We start from the raw sequence: 14,427 nt of genomic DNA, 5'->3' as shown, positions 1-14,427 counted from the left end.
ATCAATCCATCAACATGCCGCCGTTCACATCCAGAACGGTGCCGGTGATCCAGTTTGAGGCGGGCGAGCACAGGAACAGGATCGCCTGCGCGATATCCTCCGGCTGGCCGAAACGGCCGAGCGGCACATTGCCGTTGGCAGAGGGCGCGGCGCGCTGGGTCACGGTTTCCCACATCGGCGTTTCCACCGGGCCGGGCGCGATGATGCTGGCATAGACGCCCTGGGGCGCGCCGGCCTTGGCCACCCATTTCATCAGCCCGTGAACGGCCGATTTCGCCGCAACATAGGACGGACCGGAGGCGACGCCGCCGATCTTGGCGGCGATGGAACCGAGCGCCACCATCTTGCCCATGCCCTGCTCGGCCATGACCGGGAACACTGCCCGCACCGGATTGACGACGCCCATCAGGTTGACGTCGAGAATGGCGCGCCATTCCTCATCGGTGCTTTCGCCGAGCGGACGGTGCGAGATCGTGCCGGCGCACAGAATAAGCGCATCGATGCGGCCATGTTCGGAGCGGATATCGGCCACCAGCGCGTCGGTCTCTTCCCGCGAGGTCACGTCATAGCGGCGATAGCTGACCGCCGGATGGTCGAACGCCGCCGTTTCCGCGATATCGGTGGCAATCACCGTCGCGCCCGCTTCTGCGAGCGCCAGCGTCGTGGCGCGGCCGATGCCGCCGGCAGCGCCTGTTACAAATGCGATCTTTCCGTCCATCCGCGCCGGTGCGCTGACTGGTATCAGGGACATCCCTGTGTTCTCCCGTCATTCAAATCTGCAAATTCAAAAGAAAGGCGCGCCGCGCTTTTGACGCGGCGCGCGAGGGTTGTTACTCAGCCTTGGCGTCGAAGACCACGGCGGGATAGGGTCGGAACGGCTGCACCAGCTCGAAACTGTCGCCCTTGGCCTGGATGATGCCTTCCTGACGGGTGCCGCGATGATCGCCGGGCTCGAAGGTCACGCCCTTCGCGCCGCCGACATCGGCATCCTTCAGCGTCTCCAGCGCGGCAATCAGGTTTTCACGGGTCAGTTCGTTGCCGGAGGCCAGAAGCGCCTCGAATCCCTTGTGGAAGATCGCCGCATTGCTCCAGCCATTGAGGCCGAAGACGCCGACCGGATCGTCGGGATAGTATTTCTTGATCGAATCCCGGTAGGCGGCAATATCCGTCACATCGGAACTGACGGGCAAAAGCCAGGACGAGAAATAGACGCCATCCAGCAGATCGCCGGCCAATTTGAAAGTGGATGGATCCGCGGTGAAGAACGGCGCGAACCAGTCGACATCAAGCCCCTGCAGATCGGCCGCCTTCAGCGCGGCCGCCAGGTTGGCGTTGGAGCCGAACAGGATCACGGCATCCGCGCCGGAATTGGCAACGCGACGGATATGCGGACTGAAACTCGTGGTCTTCACGTCGAAGGGAATCGACTCCGCCGGCTCCAGGCCGAGGTCGGCCATATAGGCGTCAAAACCGCGCTTTGCCGATTTGCCGAGTTCGTCATTTTCCCACAGCAGGGCAATCTTCTTGTGGCCGAGCGTGTTGATCGCGTAGTCCGCATTGGATGCCGCCGACCAGCCATAATCCGGCAGCAGCGGAAACACGGTCGGCTCGACGAAGAAGGCGCTTGCGCCCCCGATCGGCCCGACCACGGGCAGATCAACTTCGCGCGCATAGGGCAGAACGGCGACGTTGGTTGCCGTGCCAATCGGCGCCGACAGCGCGAAAATGCCGTCATCCTCGACCATCTGCCGGGTAACGGCGACCGAGCGCGCGGGCTCGTAGCCATCGTCCTTGGTCACGTAATTGATGGTCCAGCCATCAATGCCGCCATTGTCGTTGAGGTTCTTGTAATAAGCCTCTGCGGCATGGGTCAGGATGGCATAGAATGGCACAGGTCCCGTAACCGGCGTGAAAGCGCCGATGGTGACGACCTTGTTCTCGGCATCAATGCCGGGATCGGCAGCGGCCAGCGGCCCCGCGGAAAGCAGCACTGCGCCAATGGCGGCCGCAGGGGCCACCCTTCTCAGTCTCGAAAACATGTGATCTCCTCCCGAACATGTTTCGTTCCTCCAGCCTGACGATAGCAGGCCCCGCCAAGAGGTCAATAGAAAATGCATCTTATTTTATTTTTGAGTGACGAATCCGGCTTGGCCTCAATTAAAAAGCGCTATATTTCGGTCTTTTCGCTCCATCCCTGGTTCGATGACTGCGTCAACATCGTCCTCGTTCGCCCAAAATAATGCATTTTAATCTTGTCAAATCGCCACGAACCTGACAGTCATAGCGCCAATCGGTGCCATTGCGGCGCGGCGCGATGAGGGAGGCGTGAATGAAAAACGGGATATTGGCGGGCAAGACGGTGCTGGAACTCGGCAGCATGATCGCCGCGCCCTTCGCCACGCACATTCTCCAGCAACTGGGCGCAACGGTGATCAAGATCGAACCGCCGGCCGGCGAAACGACCCGCAAACTGGTGCGTGGCGGCCCGAGCGGCAGCTATCTCGCCTTCAACCGCGGCAAGAAAAGCCTCTGCCTCGACCTTCAGTCGGATCAGGGACGAGCGGTCTTCCGTCGTCTCATCGAAGATTGCGACATCGTCGTGCACAATCTCTCCCCATCGGCGGCGCGAAAGCTCGGGGCGACATATCAGGACTGCATCAGGCTCAATCCCGAGATCATTTTCTGCCATATTAAAGGCTATGGCGCGGGACCGCTTGAAGAAGAGGTAGCGTCGAACCCGATCGCCGAAGCGGCAACGGGCGTGATGTTTTCCAACCGCGTCAACGGCCGCCCCTCCAGGCTTGGCCCGTCCTATCATGATCAGTTCGCCGGCTGCTATGCGGTAATCGCCGTCCTCTCGGCGCTTCTTTCGGACGATCCGGCCAAGCGCAATATCGAGCTTGGACTTTACGAAACCGGACTGCACATCGCCGCTCGCGATCTGCTTGGCGTTCAGCTCAAATCACAGCTTCTCGGACGTCCGGAGACAGAACCCTCGGCGGAGTTCAGCATACCCGGCTATGGCGCCTACGAGACGCGGGACAAACGCTGGATCTATCTCGTGATGCTGACGGACGATCATTGGCGTAAATTCTGCGCGGCGGCTGGCATCGCTCCCGACCCGACGCTTGCGGGCCTTCGCGACCGCAGACGCGAGCGCCCGCGCGTGGAAGAGATGGTGGCCACTGCCGTCGGCGCAGAGGATTACGACGTCCTGACCGAGAAGCTCTCCCGGCAGGGCGTCGGCTTCACCGAAATCCTCTCCGCAGACAGGGTGCTCGCGGCCCCGCAGGCCATGGCCGGCGACAAGGTCTCCGAATTCGTGTTTGGCGATTACGACTTCGCCTCGCCAGACTTCCCGATACCGGCGCTTCTGCGCACGCAGGGTCGAGCCGACGCTCCGCCGCTTCTCGGCGAGGACACGGCAGAGATCCTGAGGACGCTCGGATACGACGAGGGCATCATCGAAACCATGATCGAGGCCGGCGCCGCCCTGACGGCCAGACGCGACAGGGAACTCTGGTCGAAACCGAAGACGACGGCCAGGGCCGAGTAGAGCCCTCCCAGACCGCAAAGGCATGCCTGGCCCCCTATGAGGGGCGCAAGAAACAAAAGAACCGCGTCTCGATGAAACGCGGTTCCGCTATCGGGCGGCGGCGCATCTCCGGGAAGACGGCTGCACCGCATCATGCCTGCTCGGGGCGCAAGGCGCCCGAGGTTGATTTCAGTCCTCGGCTTCCTCGTCTTCGTCGAAGGAGACGAGCTTGGCGCTGTAGGTCTTCTCGCCGAGACGTTCGATCAGGTCGAGCTGAAGCTCCAACCACGCCTTGTGGCCTTCCTCGTCCAGCACGATCTTCTCAAACAGCGTGCGCGTGCCGATGTCGCCAAGCTCGGCAGCATGCTTCGCCGCCTCAGTGTAGACCGAAATCGCCTCCTCCTCGTCGGCCTTGTCGGATTTGAACATGTCCGGCAGGGATTCGGCCTTGTGCGGCTCCTTGTCGAAGGCGATCCTGGGCGAGGCCTTGAGGAAGAACAGCCGTTCGATAAACAGATCGGAATGACCGAGTTCCTCCGACATCTCCTCGCGCATCTTCGCGGCCATTTTCGTCAGGCCCCAATCCTCAAGCGTATGCGCGTGAAGCTGATACTGATGGGCAGCGCTCATCTCCATATTGACCGCGCGCTGAAGATATTCGATCAGCTTGGTGTTTTTCATCGCCAACATCCTTTTCTGGTTCGGTGGTTCAGGGTCGTTCACGCCCGCCGCCGGGCGCGCGGGCCAGTGATCAATGAACCGATCGTATAGACAAATATGGCCATCCCGATCGCCCCGGCAAGGGCCACGGCCAGAAGGACCATTACATCGACAGGGCCGCCCATGTCCGAAAGCCGGGAATGCGTCGTCGCGAGCAGGAGCCATATGGCCGCGACCGCGCCAAGCGATAGAAACTCGCGTCGCTTCATCGGGATTGCTCGTTGTTTTGGCGGCGAGGCCGTCTCGCGCCGACGGTTCTGGACAAGGGCCGCGCGAAATCCTCCGCGCAGCCGACGATATAGGGCCTGTCTCGCCAAGAAACGGGGACGGCCTCAGCGCCTGGTTGCGGCGCCGCGAAAAGCCTTCAGATAATGCCTTTCGAAATAACGCTTCAGCCAGTGGAAGACGCGGCTCTTCGGCAAGAGGATGTTGTGCTTCAGATTGCGGAACACGAGCATGCCGGCATCGAGCGTATCGACGATGCAGATAAGCTCCGGCTTGAAGGCGCGGCGGGGCGGCGCACCCTTGAGAGCGAGTGCGATATTCTCCGCCGCAGCCATACCCTGCAGATCCGCCTGATGGGCCTGTTTCGGCATCCATTCCGGTCCGGGGAACGACCCGGCATCGCCGACGACCCAGAGATTTTTGCGGTCCTTGACCCGGCACATCTCATCGGCCGCGATCATGCCGCCGGGCGAAAGCGGCAGATCGGTTTCTTCCAGCCATGCCGGCCCCGTCAGCCCAGGCATGAACAGGATCAGGTCGGCGGGAAAGGCGCCGCCCTCCGTGACCACCTGGTCCTTCTCGAACCGGACCATCTTGTGTCCGAGACGGGTCTCGATATCGCGCCGCTCCATCTCCCTCAGCAGGCCATCGACGGCCTTGTCGCCAAGCCTCTGGCCCGGCCGCTCGGACGGGTTGAAGAAGACCAGGCGGAACTTGTCGCGCCGCTTCTGTTTGCGAAGCAGGGTATCGATGATGAACAGGAATTCGAACATCGGCCCGCCGCGCACCGCCCCCTGTTCCTTCGGATTGGAGGCAAAGCCGACCGCGATCGTGCCGCCGTCCATGGCCTGAAGCCGCCGCGCAATCTCCTCGCCGACGGCAATGCCCTCACAGGGCACCAATGCGTGCTCGATACCGGGAAGTTTTTTGATGAAGCGGGCGCCGGAGGCAATCACGAGCTGGTCGGCCCGATAGTCGCCATCGTCGGTCAGCACCGTGCAGCCATCTTCGCCAAGGCCGGTGACGCTGGCGCGGACATATTCGATATCGTGTTCCGCAAAGAAACCCGCAAGCGGTATTTTCAGGTCCTCGCCCGAGCGCAGGTCCGCAGGAAGCCAGATCGAACTTGGAAGATAGTGAAGCTGGTCGCGCGGCGAAATCATCCGGATCGTCACGTCGCCATTTCGCCTGCGCAAACTTCGCGCGGTGGTGAGCGCCGCAAAGCCGGTACCGATGATGGTCACGTTGGTCATATCGTCACGCCTGTAATATATGTTTCTTCATATATACGTATATAAATTGGAATGGCAAATGTTTTTTGGATGAATTTGGTTCGCGGACACATGAAACAGGGAAAAGGGTCAACTGGGTACACTGGACGAAGCTGCTGGCAAAGAAGGCTCATCTCACGCTGCATCAGGTGACTCTCCACACCGGAAAACCAAAATCCGGATTCTTCATCATCCTTATTGCAAATAATTCTCAATTACATTAAAAAAATAGAAACCTTGCTTCCTAGACGCATTTGCAACAGGAGAGAGAAATGTTTGATGCGACCCGGCGGTCCATACTGACGGCCATGACGGCCCTGGCAGTCACCGCGGCGACGACGGCCGCGATGCCGGCGGCGGCGGCCGAAGACGGCAAGTTCAAGGCCGTGACGACGTTTACGGTGATCGCGGACATCGCCCAGAATGTCGCCGGCGACGCGGCCATCGTGGAGTCAATCACCAAGCCGGGCGCCGAGATTCACAATTATGCACCGACGCCGCGGGATATCCTGCGGGCTCAGGACGCCGACCTGATCCTGTGGAACGGGCTTAATCTGGAACTCTGGTTCGAAAAATTCTTCCAGAACCTCGACGACGTGCCGAGCGTGGTCGTCTCCGACGGCGTGGAACCGATGAGCATTTCGTCCGGGCCTTACGAGGGCAAGCCCAACCCGCACGCGTGGATGTCGCCGACCTCCGCGCTGATCTATGTTGACAACATCCGCGATGCCTTCACGGAATATGATCCGGACAATGCCGACGCCTATGCCGCCAATGCGGAGGCCTACAAGGAAGAGATCCGCGCTGTCATCGATCCGATCAAGGCGGAAATCGATGCCGTGCCGGAAGACAAGCGCTGGCTGGTCTCCAGCGAAGGCGCATTCTCCTACCTTGCCCGCGATTTCGGCCTGAAGGAGCTTTACCTCTGGCCGATCAACGCCGACCAGCAGGGCACGCCGCAGCAGGTGCGCCATGTCATCGATGTCGTGCGCGAGAACGATATTCCGGTGGTCTTCTCCGAAAGCACGATTTCGCCTGCGCCTGCCCAGCAGGTCGCCCGCGAGACCGATGCCGAATATGGTGGCGTGCTCTATGTCGACTCGCTGAGCGACCCGGATGGCGCGGTCCCGACCTATATCGATCTTCTGAAGGTGACATCGGACCGGATCGCCAAGGGACTTTCGTCCAACCTGTAACCCATAGGGCAGTTCGGCCGCGCGGTGTCTTTCATTGTCAGGCCCTTGCCCTATCATCGACAGCACCTGCAGCCCCGCAGTCTTGTGCAGGGATGCGATGCATCTGAAAACCAAAGGTATTGGCGGAATGAACAAGCGCGCGGACTGGCGCCCGGACCAGACAGGGCAGGACCAGGAAACCGGTATTGCTGTCAACGACGCGACCGTGACCTATCGCAACGGCCATACGGCGCTGACCGAAGCGTCATTTACGATCCCGCGCGGCACGATCGCCGCCCTGGTCGGGGTCAACGGCGCCGGCAAGTCCACCCTTTTCAAGGCGATCATGGGCTTCGTGCGGCTGGCCAAGGGCGAGATATCCGTTCTCGGCATGCCGGTCAGCGCAGCGCTGAAAAGGAACCTCGTCGCCTATGTGCCGCAGGCCGAAGAGGTCGACTGGAATTTTCCGGTTCTGGTCGAAGACGTGGTGATGATGGGCCGCTATGGCCATATGGGACCGCTGCGCCGCGCCAAGAAGGCCGATCACGAGGCCGTCGACAAGGCCCTTGCACGCGTCAACATGAACGAATTCCGACATCGCCAGATCGGCGAGCTCTCCGGCGGGCAGAAGAAGCGCGTCTTCCTGGCGCGCGCGCTGGCGCAGGATGGCTGGGTCATCCTGCTCGACGAACCGTTTACCGGCGTCGACGTCAAGACCGAGGACCAGATCATCAGGCTCTTGCGGGATTTGCGCGACGAAGGCAGGGTGATGCTTGTGTCTACCCATAATCTCGGCTCCGTGCCGGAATTCTGCGACCAGACCGTGTTGGTCAAGGGTACGGTGCTTGCCTACGGCCCGACGGAGGAAACCTTTACCGAGGCCAACCTGGAACAGGCCTTTGGCGGAGTGCTCAGGCACTTTATGCTGAACAACGGCGCAAAACACGAGCGGCCGAACCCTGTCGGCATTTTCTCCGATGACGAGCGCCCCCTGATCTTTCGCGACGGCATTGCGCAAAAGCGAGACGAAGACGGCAAGGCGGAGGACGAGCGCTGATGTCTCTCATCTTCGAGCCCTTCAGCTACGCCTACATGACCAATGCCATGTGGGTCTCGGCCTTGGTGGGCGGGGTCTGCGCCTTCCTCTCCTGTTTCCTGATGCTGAAAGGCTGGTCGCTGATCGGCGACGCGCTTTCGCATTCGATCGTTCCGGGCGTTGCTGGCGCCTTCATGCTCGGCCTGCCCTTTTCCATCGGCGCCTTCTTTTCCGGCGGGCTGGCGGCTGCGGCCATGCTGTTTCTCAATCAGCGCACCAAGCTGAAGGAAGACGCGATCATCGGGCTGATCTTCTCCTCGTTCTTCGGCCTCGGCCTGTTCATGGCGTCGATCTCGCCGACATCGGTCAATATCCAGACGATCGTGCTCGGCAACATCCTGGCGATCACGCCGGAGGACACGCTGCAACTCGCGATCATCGGCTTCGTCTCGCTGGCAATCCTTCTTTTCAAGTGGAAAGACATGATGGTCACCTTCTTCGACGAGAACCATGCGCGTTCAATCGGACTTCGGCCGGGGCTTTTGAAGGCCGTCTTCTTCACGCTGCTTGCCGCCTCCACCGTTGCCGCACTTCAGACCGTCGGCGCGTTTCTGGTGATCTGCATGGTCGTCACGCCGGGGGCGACGGCCTATCTCCTGACCGACCGCTTCCCCCGCCTGCTGATCCTCGCTGTCGTCATCGGCACGCTGACGAGCTTTGTCGGCGCCTATGCGAGCTATTTCCTCGACGGCGCGACCGGCGGCATCATCGTCGTCCTGCAGACTGCAATATTCCTGACAGCCTTCGTCTTCGCGCCGAAACATGGCGTCCGGGCGGCCAGGCAACGCGCCAGACAGGCGCTGGAGGCCGAGCGATGAACCCCATCGACGCGCTCATCATGCCGTTCCAGTTCGAATTCATGGTCCGCGCCCTGATCATCTCGACCATGGTCGCCGTGCCCATGGCGCTGCTCTCCTGCTTTCTCGTGCTCAAGGGCTGGTCGCTGATGGGCGACGCCATCTCGCACGCGGTCTTTCCCGGCGTCGTCATCGCCTACATCATCGGCTTTCCCTATGCCATTGGGGCGTTTGCGGCAGGCATGGTCTGCGCTCTGGCTACCGGTTACTTGAGCGAAAACAGCCGGATCAAGCAGGACACGGTGATGGGCATCGTGTTTGCCGGCATGTTCGGCCTCGGCCTGGTCATGTATGTGAAGATCCAGTCTTCGGTCCATCTCGACCATATCCTCTTCGGCGACATGCTCGGCGTTTCCTGGGGCGATATCGCGGAAACGACCGCGATCTCCGTTCTCGTCGTCGGCGCGCTCGGTTTCAAATGGAAGGACTTCCTGCTTCACGCCTTCGACCCGGCACAGGCGCGCGCCGTCGGCCTCAGGGTCAATGTCCTGCATTACGGACTGCTCGCCATGATCTCGCTAACGGTGGTCGCGGCGCTCAAGGCGGTCGGCATCATTCTCGCCATCTCGATGATGATCGCGCCGGGTGCCATCGCCTTTCTGCTGACCCGAAATTTCTCGGCCATGCTGATCCTGTCGGTGATCATCGCCGTGTTGTCGTCCTTCCTCGGCATATACCTGTCGTTCTTCATCGACAGTTCGCCGGCGCCGACAATCGTGCTTCTGCTGTCTGCCGCCTTCATCGCCGTTTTCATCTATTCCACACGACGAGTGGCCCGGGCAGAAAGCCGGCGGGAGCCCGAATAGGTCCGGAAATGTTGCAATTGCGACGCAACTGGCTTAGTTGCGAAAGCGAGGCGTTCCTCGGTTGAAAGGCAGGTCGCCACCCGCTTGAGCCAATGAAAGGGCCTGATCGCATGGACATTGAAAGCCTTTGCGCCGAGAACGGGCTCCGCCTGACCAAGCCGCGCCGCGTCATATTGCAGGTTCTGTCCAGCATGGAAGACCATCCCGACGCCCTGGAATTGCATCGGCGCGTGGCGGAAATCGATCCCGGCATCGCGCTTGCCACCGTCTATCGCACGCTCAAGCTGCTCGAGGAAAAAGGCATCCTCGAAAAGCACAAATTCGGCGACGGCCCTGCCCGCTTCGAAAGCGCCGATCATCCCCACCATGATCACCTGATCAATGTCGAGACCGGCGACGTCATCGAATTCCGCTCCGACGAGATCGAGCGGCTTCAGGAAGAGATCGCCCGCAGACACGGCTTTTCGATCGTCAGCCACAAACTCGAGATCTATGTGAAGCCGCGCAGATGATGCACCCGGGAAAAATGCATGCCATGAGAGACCGCCGGTCCGGACCGCCGCCGCCCGAAAAGGAACCGCGCTCCCTCTGTCCGTTTCGGCGCCTTGTCGCCAAAGCCGCATGATTTCACTCGACCGCAAAATGCCCTATGCAACAACACCGCTTCCAAAGTGAGGAGTAAGCCATGCCCACACCCCCGTTCCGCGCCGACCATGTCGGCAGTCTTCTTCGCCCCCGTCCGATCGCAGACGCCCGCAACGCGCATGTTCCCGCCGATGAGCTCCGCGCCATCGAGGATGCGGCGATTCCGGCGCTGATCAGGATGCAGGAGGATGTGGGGCTGAAGGTCGTCACCGACGGCGAAGCCCGCCGCGCCTTCTGGCATTTCGACTTCATGGGAATGCTGGACGGCATGGAGATGCAGACGCGCGACGAAGGCGTGCAGTTCCACGGCACCAAGATCCCGCCGGTCCGCCCGGTCATAAACGGCAAGCTCGGCTTTCCCGCCGATCACCCGATGCTGGAGCACTTCACCTTCGTGAAGGAGCATACGAAAGTCTGCCCGAAGATCTCGATCCCCGGCCCCTCCTGCGTCCATTTCCGCACCGATCCGGCCGATGTCCTGCCGGCTGAATACAAGGACCCGGATGTCCTCTTTGCGGAAATCGCAGCCACCTACAAGCAGGCGGTCGACGCCTTTTACGCTGCCGGCTGCCGCTACCTGCAGCTCGACGATATCTTCTTCGCCTATCTCGGCGATGCTCAGCAGCGCGAACAGCGCAAGGCCATGGGTCAGGATCCCGACTGGCTGATTGACCGTTATGCATGGATGCTGAACGAGGCGATCAAGGACCGTCCTGCCGACATGCTGATCGGCATGCATATGTGCCGCGGCAATTTCCGCTCCACCTATGCGGCGTCGGGCGGCTATGACGCGGCTGCGGATGCCATCTTCAACAAGACCGGCGTCGACATCTACTTCATGGAATACGACACCGACCGCGCCGGCGGCCTGGAACCGCTGAAGCTTCTGCCCAAGGGCAAGAAGCGCGTGATGGCCGGCTTCATCACCACCAAAACGCCGGAACTGGAAAGCATGGACTGGATTCGCGGCCAGTTCGACAAGGCCGCGAAATATGTCGACATGGACCAGCTCGGCATCGCCCCGCAATGTGGTTTTGCCTCTACCGAACACGGCAATGCGCTGACCGAGGACGACCAGCGCCGCAAGCTCGAACTCGTCGTCAAGGTCGCACACGACCTTTGGGGCGAAGCCTGACGAGTCTGATGTTCTCCCGATCTCACCCGCGGCTCGTTGCCGCGGGTGAGATCGGCACGGAACAGCGATTTTCGCTCCACCTCAGAAAGCGTGTAAAACATTGCAATCATTGCCGATAGTCCGTTGATTCACACCTTCTGATGATTGAAAATGATGTTCTTCCTGACGCAATCATCCGGAGGGCCATCATGCGCGTCACCATGTCCGAGATCGCAAGGCTTGCGGGCGTTTCTCCGGCGACCGTGGACCGCGTTCTGAACGACCGCGCCGGCGTGCGCGGGCGCACGCGCACGATCGTCATGGAGGCCGCTCGACAGCTCGGCTATTTCGGATTGTCAGAAAGCCAGAGCAGCAAGGCGGTCCGCATCATCTTCTTTCTGCCCGAGGGGCCCAACTCCTTCATGCGCGGGCTGCGCACCCAGCTTCTGGAGGAAGCCCAGGCCCGCTCGGACGTCTCGGTGCAGGTGGAAGAGGTCGTCAACCCCAGCCCCGACGCCTATGTCGCGGCATTGCGCGCCGTCGAGGGCAAGTGCGACGCGATCGGCATCGTTGCGCCGGATCACCCGATGCTGCGCGAGGAACTGACGCAGCTTTCCAGGAAGGGTGTCCGCATTGCCACGCTCGTCTCCGATATTTCGGCGATCTCGAAGGTCGGCTATGTCGGTATCGACAATCGCGCCGCCGGCCGGCTTGCCGGACTTCTGCTCGGGCGGTTTCTCAACCATGGAAAGCGCTACAAGATCGCCGTCTTCATCGGCTCGCTCGCCTATCGCGGCCATGAGGAGCGCGAGATGGGGTTTCGCTCGATGCTGGCGGAGGATTTCCCCGATCTGGAGATCGTGCATTTCGCCGAAGTCGGCGATGACCGCGCCAAGGCCTATCAGGAAACCAGACAATTGCTGGAGCGCGCGGATATCGATGGCATCTACAGCATCGGCGCAGGCAATCAGGGCATTGTCCAGGCGCTCAAGGAAACACGAAGGGGTCGCGAGGTCGTGTTCATCGGCCACGACCTCACCGACACCACTCGAACGGCCCTTCTCGACCGCACCATGGATGCGGTGATCGACCAGAACCCGCGCATCGAGGCGCGAGAGGTGCTACGCATGCTCTCGGCGGCCGTTCGCGGTCAGATGGAGCCGGAATATCCGCCCCGGCTCCAGGTCATCTTTCGCGAGAATATACCGATGCGGTGAGCCCGGGTGGTGGCGAACCTCCCTTGCAGCTACGCGACAGCGCCTTCCTCTCCTCCGTCACCCCGGCCTTGAGCCGGGGTCCAGGGCTACAAAAACAATCTTCGTGACAGTATCTTAAGCTGAAAGGCACCTCGGTGTTCGGCCCTGGATGCCGGCTCAAGGCCGGCATGACGGAGGAGAGGAGTGGAGGTTTCGATCGCGACCGTGGCTCACCCGAAGCCAGGCCGCATAATCATTTGTCCTATCTCACATCCACCGGCAGAAGGTTCTCGGGCAGGTTCTGATAGCAGACCGGCCGCAGGAAACGCCGGATCGACAGGGTGCCGACCGAGGTTGCGCCGAAATTGGTCGAGGCCGGGTATGGGCCGCCATGCACCATGCTATCGCAGACCTCGACGCCGGTCGGGAAGCCGTTGGCCAGCACGCGACCGGCCTTGCGCTGCAGCACAGGCAGAAGCCGCCGGGCCAGGTCGGCATCGGCATCATCCATGTGCAGCGTCGCGGTAAGCTGGCCCCGGAAACTCAGGGCAACCCGGACAAGCTCCTCGACATCCTTCGCCACCACGACAAGGCCAAGCGGTCCAAACACCTCTTCGCAGAGCGCGTGATTGGCGAGCCAGTCAGACGCTGCGACCTTGTAGAGGAAGGGCTTTGCCGAGCGCTGGTCGCACATGGACGTGAGGAGCGCCTGCACGCCGGTGGCAGCGCCAATGGTTTCAGCGCCCTCGCGATAGGCTTTGGCAATCCCCTCCGTCAGCATGGTCTGCGCGCCGCCTTCGCCCAGTGCGGTCTGCGCCGTTTCGATGAAGGCATCGGCCTCGGCGCCCTCGATCACCACGGCGATGCCGGGATTGGTGCAGAACTGACCGGCGCCCATGGTCAGCGATCCGGCCCAGCCCTTGCCGAGTTCCGCACCGCGACTGGAAATCGCTTCAGGCAGCATGAACATCGGATTGACCGAGCCGAGCTCGCCGAAGAAGGGGATCGGCTCGGGCCGCGCGGCGCAGAGATCAAACAGAGCGCGACCGCCGCCAAGCGATCCGGTAAAGCCCACCGCCTTGATCAACGGATGCTGCACCAGAGCGGAGCCGACGGCCCTGTTGCCACCCTGAATCAGCGAAAATACGCCATCAGGCATGCCGCAGGATTTCACCGCCGCCAGCACCGCCTCGGCGACGATCTCGCCGGTTCCGGGATGGGCGCTGTGCCCCTTGACGACAACCGGGCAACCGGCGGCAAGTGCTGCCGCCGTATCGCCGCCCGCCGTCGAGAACGCCAGCGGGAAATTGGACGCGCCGAAGACGGCGACCGGCCCGATCGGCTGCTCCATCATTCTAAGGTCCGGGCGCGGCGCCGGCTTGCGATCCGGCAGGGCCTTGTCATGGCGGCGGTCGAGATAGTCGCCCTTCAGGATATGGCTTGCGAAAAGCCGAAGCTGGCCGGTGGTTCGCCCGCGTTCGCCATCAAGACGCGCTTCCGGAAGACCGGTTTCCTGCGTGCCGATCTCGGTGATCCTTTCGCCGCGCGCCTCGATTTCATCGGCAATCGCGTTGAGAAAGGCGGCGCGTTCCTCGCGGCTCGCCTCGCTATAGCGCCAGAAGGCCTCTTCCGCCGCCTCGCAGGCCTTTGCCACGAGTTCCGGCGTGCCGACGGAGAAGTCGTGCGCCGGACCGCGCGCTGGCTCGGACTGGAACCTGTTTTCGGTCGCGATCCATTCACCGGCAATCAGGTGTTTGCCGTGGGGAGTGTAGGTCATGACGGTCCTT

General features: G+C 61.6%; 14 protein-coding genes. 8 read left to right on the top strand and 6 right to left on the bottom strand.

Features of this window, described 5'->3' with window-relative positions; genetic code table 11:
* Window position 1: 1 nt before the first annotated feature.
* Complete coding sequence (locus GGR30_RS12785; RefSeq protein WP_183486864.1) at window positions 2-751, bottom strand: SDR family NAD(P)-dependent oxidoreductase; 750 nt, start codon at window positions 749-751, stop codon at window positions 2-4.
* A gap of 79 nt (window positions 752-830) precedes the next feature.
* Complete coding sequence (locus tag GGR30_RS12780) at window positions 831-2,039, bottom strand: ABC transporter substrate-binding protein (RefSeq protein ID WP_210288037.1); 1,209 nt, start codon at window positions 2,037-2,039, stop codon at window positions 831-833.
* Window positions 2,040-2,329: 290 nt separating this feature from the next.
* Here GGR30_RS12780 and GGR30_RS12775 point away from each other — a divergent pair, with 290 nt between their 5' ends.
* Window positions 2,330-3,556 carry a CaiB/BaiF CoA transferase family protein gene (locus GGR30_RS12775; RefSeq protein ID WP_183486862.1) on the top strand — a complete coding sequence of 409 codons (1,227 nt, stop codon included), beginning with the start codon at window positions 2,330-2,332 and terminating at the stop codon, window positions 3,554-3,556.
* A 168-nt stretch (window positions 3,557-3,724) separates the two neighbouring features.
* On the opposite strand, the gene GGR30_RS12770 is transcribed toward GGR30_RS12775, so the two are convergent.
* From GGR30_RS12770 to GGR30_RS12760, 3 genes are all read right to left on the bottom strand, one after another.
* Complete coding sequence (locus GGR30_RS12770; RefSeq protein ID WP_183486860.1) at window positions 3,725-4,216, bottom strand: bacterioferritin; 492 nt, start codon at window positions 4,214-4,216, stop codon at window positions 3,725-3,727.
* A gap of 38 nt (window positions 4,217-4,254) precedes the next feature.
* On the bottom strand, window positions 4,255-4,464 hold the full coding sequence (locus GGR30_RS12765) for a DUF5368 family protein (RefSeq protein WP_183486858.1): 210 nt from the start codon (window positions 4,462-4,464) through the stop codon (window positions 4,255-4,257).
* A 123-nt stretch (window positions 4,465-4,587) separates the two neighbouring features.
* Window positions 4,588-5,733, bottom strand: a complete 1,146-nt coding sequence (locus GGR30_RS12760; RefSeq protein WP_183486856.1) for an NAD(P)/FAD-dependent oxidoreductase — start codon at window positions 5,731-5,733, stop codon at window positions 4,588-4,590.
* 290 nt (window positions 5,734-6,023) lie between these two features.
* Between GGR30_RS12760 and GGR30_RS12755 the strand changes: the two genes are divergently transcribed.
* From GGR30_RS12755 to GGR30_RS12725, 7 genes are all read left to right on the top strand, one after another.
* Entirely contained in the window at window positions 6,024-6,947 is a 924-nt protein-coding gene (locus tag GGR30_RS12755) for a metal ABC transporter substrate-binding protein (protein WP_183486854.1), read from the top strand.
* A 127-nt stretch (window positions 6,948-7,074) separates the two neighbouring features.
* Window positions 7,075-7,983: a manganese/iron ABC transporter ATP-binding protein gene (locus tag GGR30_RS12750; RefSeq protein WP_183486852.1), complete on the top strand. Its 909-nt coding sequence runs from the start codon at window positions 7,075-7,077 to the stop codon at window positions 7,981-7,983.
* On the top strand, window positions 7,983-8,840 hold the full coding sequence (locus GGR30_RS12745) for a metal ABC transporter permease (protein WP_183486850.1): 858 nt from the start codon (window positions 7,983-7,985) through the stop codon (window positions 8,838-8,840). The genes GGR30_RS12750 and GGR30_RS12745 overlap by 1 nt, the downstream gene beginning before the upstream one ends.
* Entirely contained in the window at window positions 8,837-9,685 is an 849-nt protein-coding gene (locus tag GGR30_RS12740; RefSeq protein ID WP_183486848.1) for a metal ABC transporter permease, read from the top strand. Before GGR30_RS12745 ends, GGR30_RS12740 begins: the two co-directional genes overlap by 4 nt.
* 110 nt (window positions 9,686-9,795) lie before the next feature.
* Window positions 9,796-10,197: a Fur family transcriptional regulator gene (locus GGR30_RS12735; RefSeq protein ID WP_246413822.1), complete on the top strand. Its 402-nt coding sequence runs from the start codon at window positions 9,796-9,798 to the stop codon at window positions 10,195-10,197.
* 173 nt (window positions 10,198-10,370) lie between these two features.
* Entirely contained in the window at window positions 10,371-11,465 is a 1,095-nt protein-coding gene (locus tag GGR30_RS12730) for a 5-methyltetrahydropteroyltriglutamate--homocysteine S-methyltransferase (protein WP_183486844.1), read from the top strand.
* Window positions 11,466-11,653: 188 nt separating this feature from the next.
* A complete protein-coding gene (locus tag GGR30_RS12725; RefSeq protein WP_183486842.1) occupies window positions 11,654-12,661 on the top strand; it encodes a LacI family DNA-binding transcriptional regulator in 1,008 nt (335 codons plus the stop codon).
* Between the two features lie 241 nt (window positions 12,662-12,902).
* Here GGR30_RS12725 and GGR30_RS12720 read toward each other — a convergent pair whose 3' ends face one another.
* Window positions 12,903-14,417, bottom strand: coding sequence for an aldehyde dehydrogenase (NADP(+)) (locus tag GGR30_RS12720; protein WP_183486840.1), 1,515 nt, complete (start codon window positions 14,415-14,417; stop codon window positions 12,903-12,905).
* Window positions 14,418-14,427 lie beyond the last annotated feature (10 nt).

It is taken from the genome of Martelella radicis, assembly GCF_014196625.1.
Lineage (GTDB): Bacteria > Pseudomonadota > Alphaproteobacteria > Rhizobiales > Rhizobiaceae > Martelella > Martelella radicis.
The sequence above is the reverse complement of the archived record's forward strand: the minus strand, read 5'-3'. Positions and strand labels throughout refer to the sequence as shown.

Excerpts from the sequence above, each read along its gene's own strand:
- GGR30_RS12755 (WP_183486854.1), top strand. The coding sequence starts at position 6,024 with ATGTTTGATGCGACCCGGCGGTCCATACTGACGGCCATGACGGCCCTG.
- GGR30_RS12785 (WP_183486864.1), bottom strand. The coding sequence starts at position 751 with ATGTCCCTGATACCAGTCAGCGCACCGGCGCGGATGGACGGAAAGATC.
- GGR30_RS12775 (WP_183486862.1), top strand. The coding sequence starts at position 2,330 with ATGAAAAACGGGATATTGGCGGGCAAGACGGTGCTGGAACTCGGCAGC.
- GGR30_RS12725 (WP_183486842.1), top strand. The coding sequence starts at position 11,654 with ATGCGCGTCACCATGTCCGAGATCGCAAGGCTTGCGGGCGTTTCTCCG.
- GGR30_RS12735 (WP_246413822.1), top strand. The coding sequence starts at position 9,796 with ATGGACATTGAAAGCCTTTGCGCCGAGAACGGGCTCCGCCTGACCAAG.
- GGR30_RS12750 (WP_183486852.1), top strand. The coding sequence starts at position 7,075 with ATGAACAAGCGCGCGGACTGGCGCCCGGACCAGACAGGGCAGGACCAG.
- GGR30_RS12720 (WP_183486840.1), bottom strand. The coding sequence starts at position 14,417 with ATGACCTACACTCCCCACGGCAAACACCTGATTGCCGGTGAATGGATC.
- GGR30_RS12745 (WP_183486850.1), top strand. The coding sequence starts at position 7,983 with ATGTCTCTCATCTTCGAGCCCTTCAGCTACGCCTACATGACCAATGCC.
- GGR30_RS12760 (WP_183486856.1), bottom strand. The coding sequence starts at position 5,733 with ATGACCAACGTGACCATCATCGGTACCGGCTTTGCGGCGCTCACCACC.
- GGR30_RS12780 (WP_210288037.1), bottom strand. The coding sequence starts at position 2,039 with ATGTTTTCGAGACTGAGAAGGGTGGCCCCTGCGGCCGCCATTGGCGCA.
- GGR30_RS12740 (WP_183486848.1), top strand. The coding sequence starts at position 8,837 with ATGAACCCCATCGACGCGCTCATCATGCCGTTCCAGTTCGAATTCATG.
- GGR30_RS12730 (WP_183486844.1), top strand. The coding sequence starts at position 10,371 with ATGCCCACACCCCCGTTCCGCGCCGACCATGTCGGCAGTCTTCTTCGC.
- GGR30_RS12770 (WP_183486860.1), bottom strand. The coding sequence starts at position 4,216 with ATGAAAAACACCAAGCTGATCGAATATCTTCAGCGCGCGGTCAATATG.
- GGR30_RS12765 (WP_183486858.1), bottom strand. The coding sequence starts at position 4,464 with ATGAAGCGACGCGAGTTTCTATCGCTTGGCGCGGTCGCGGCCATATGG.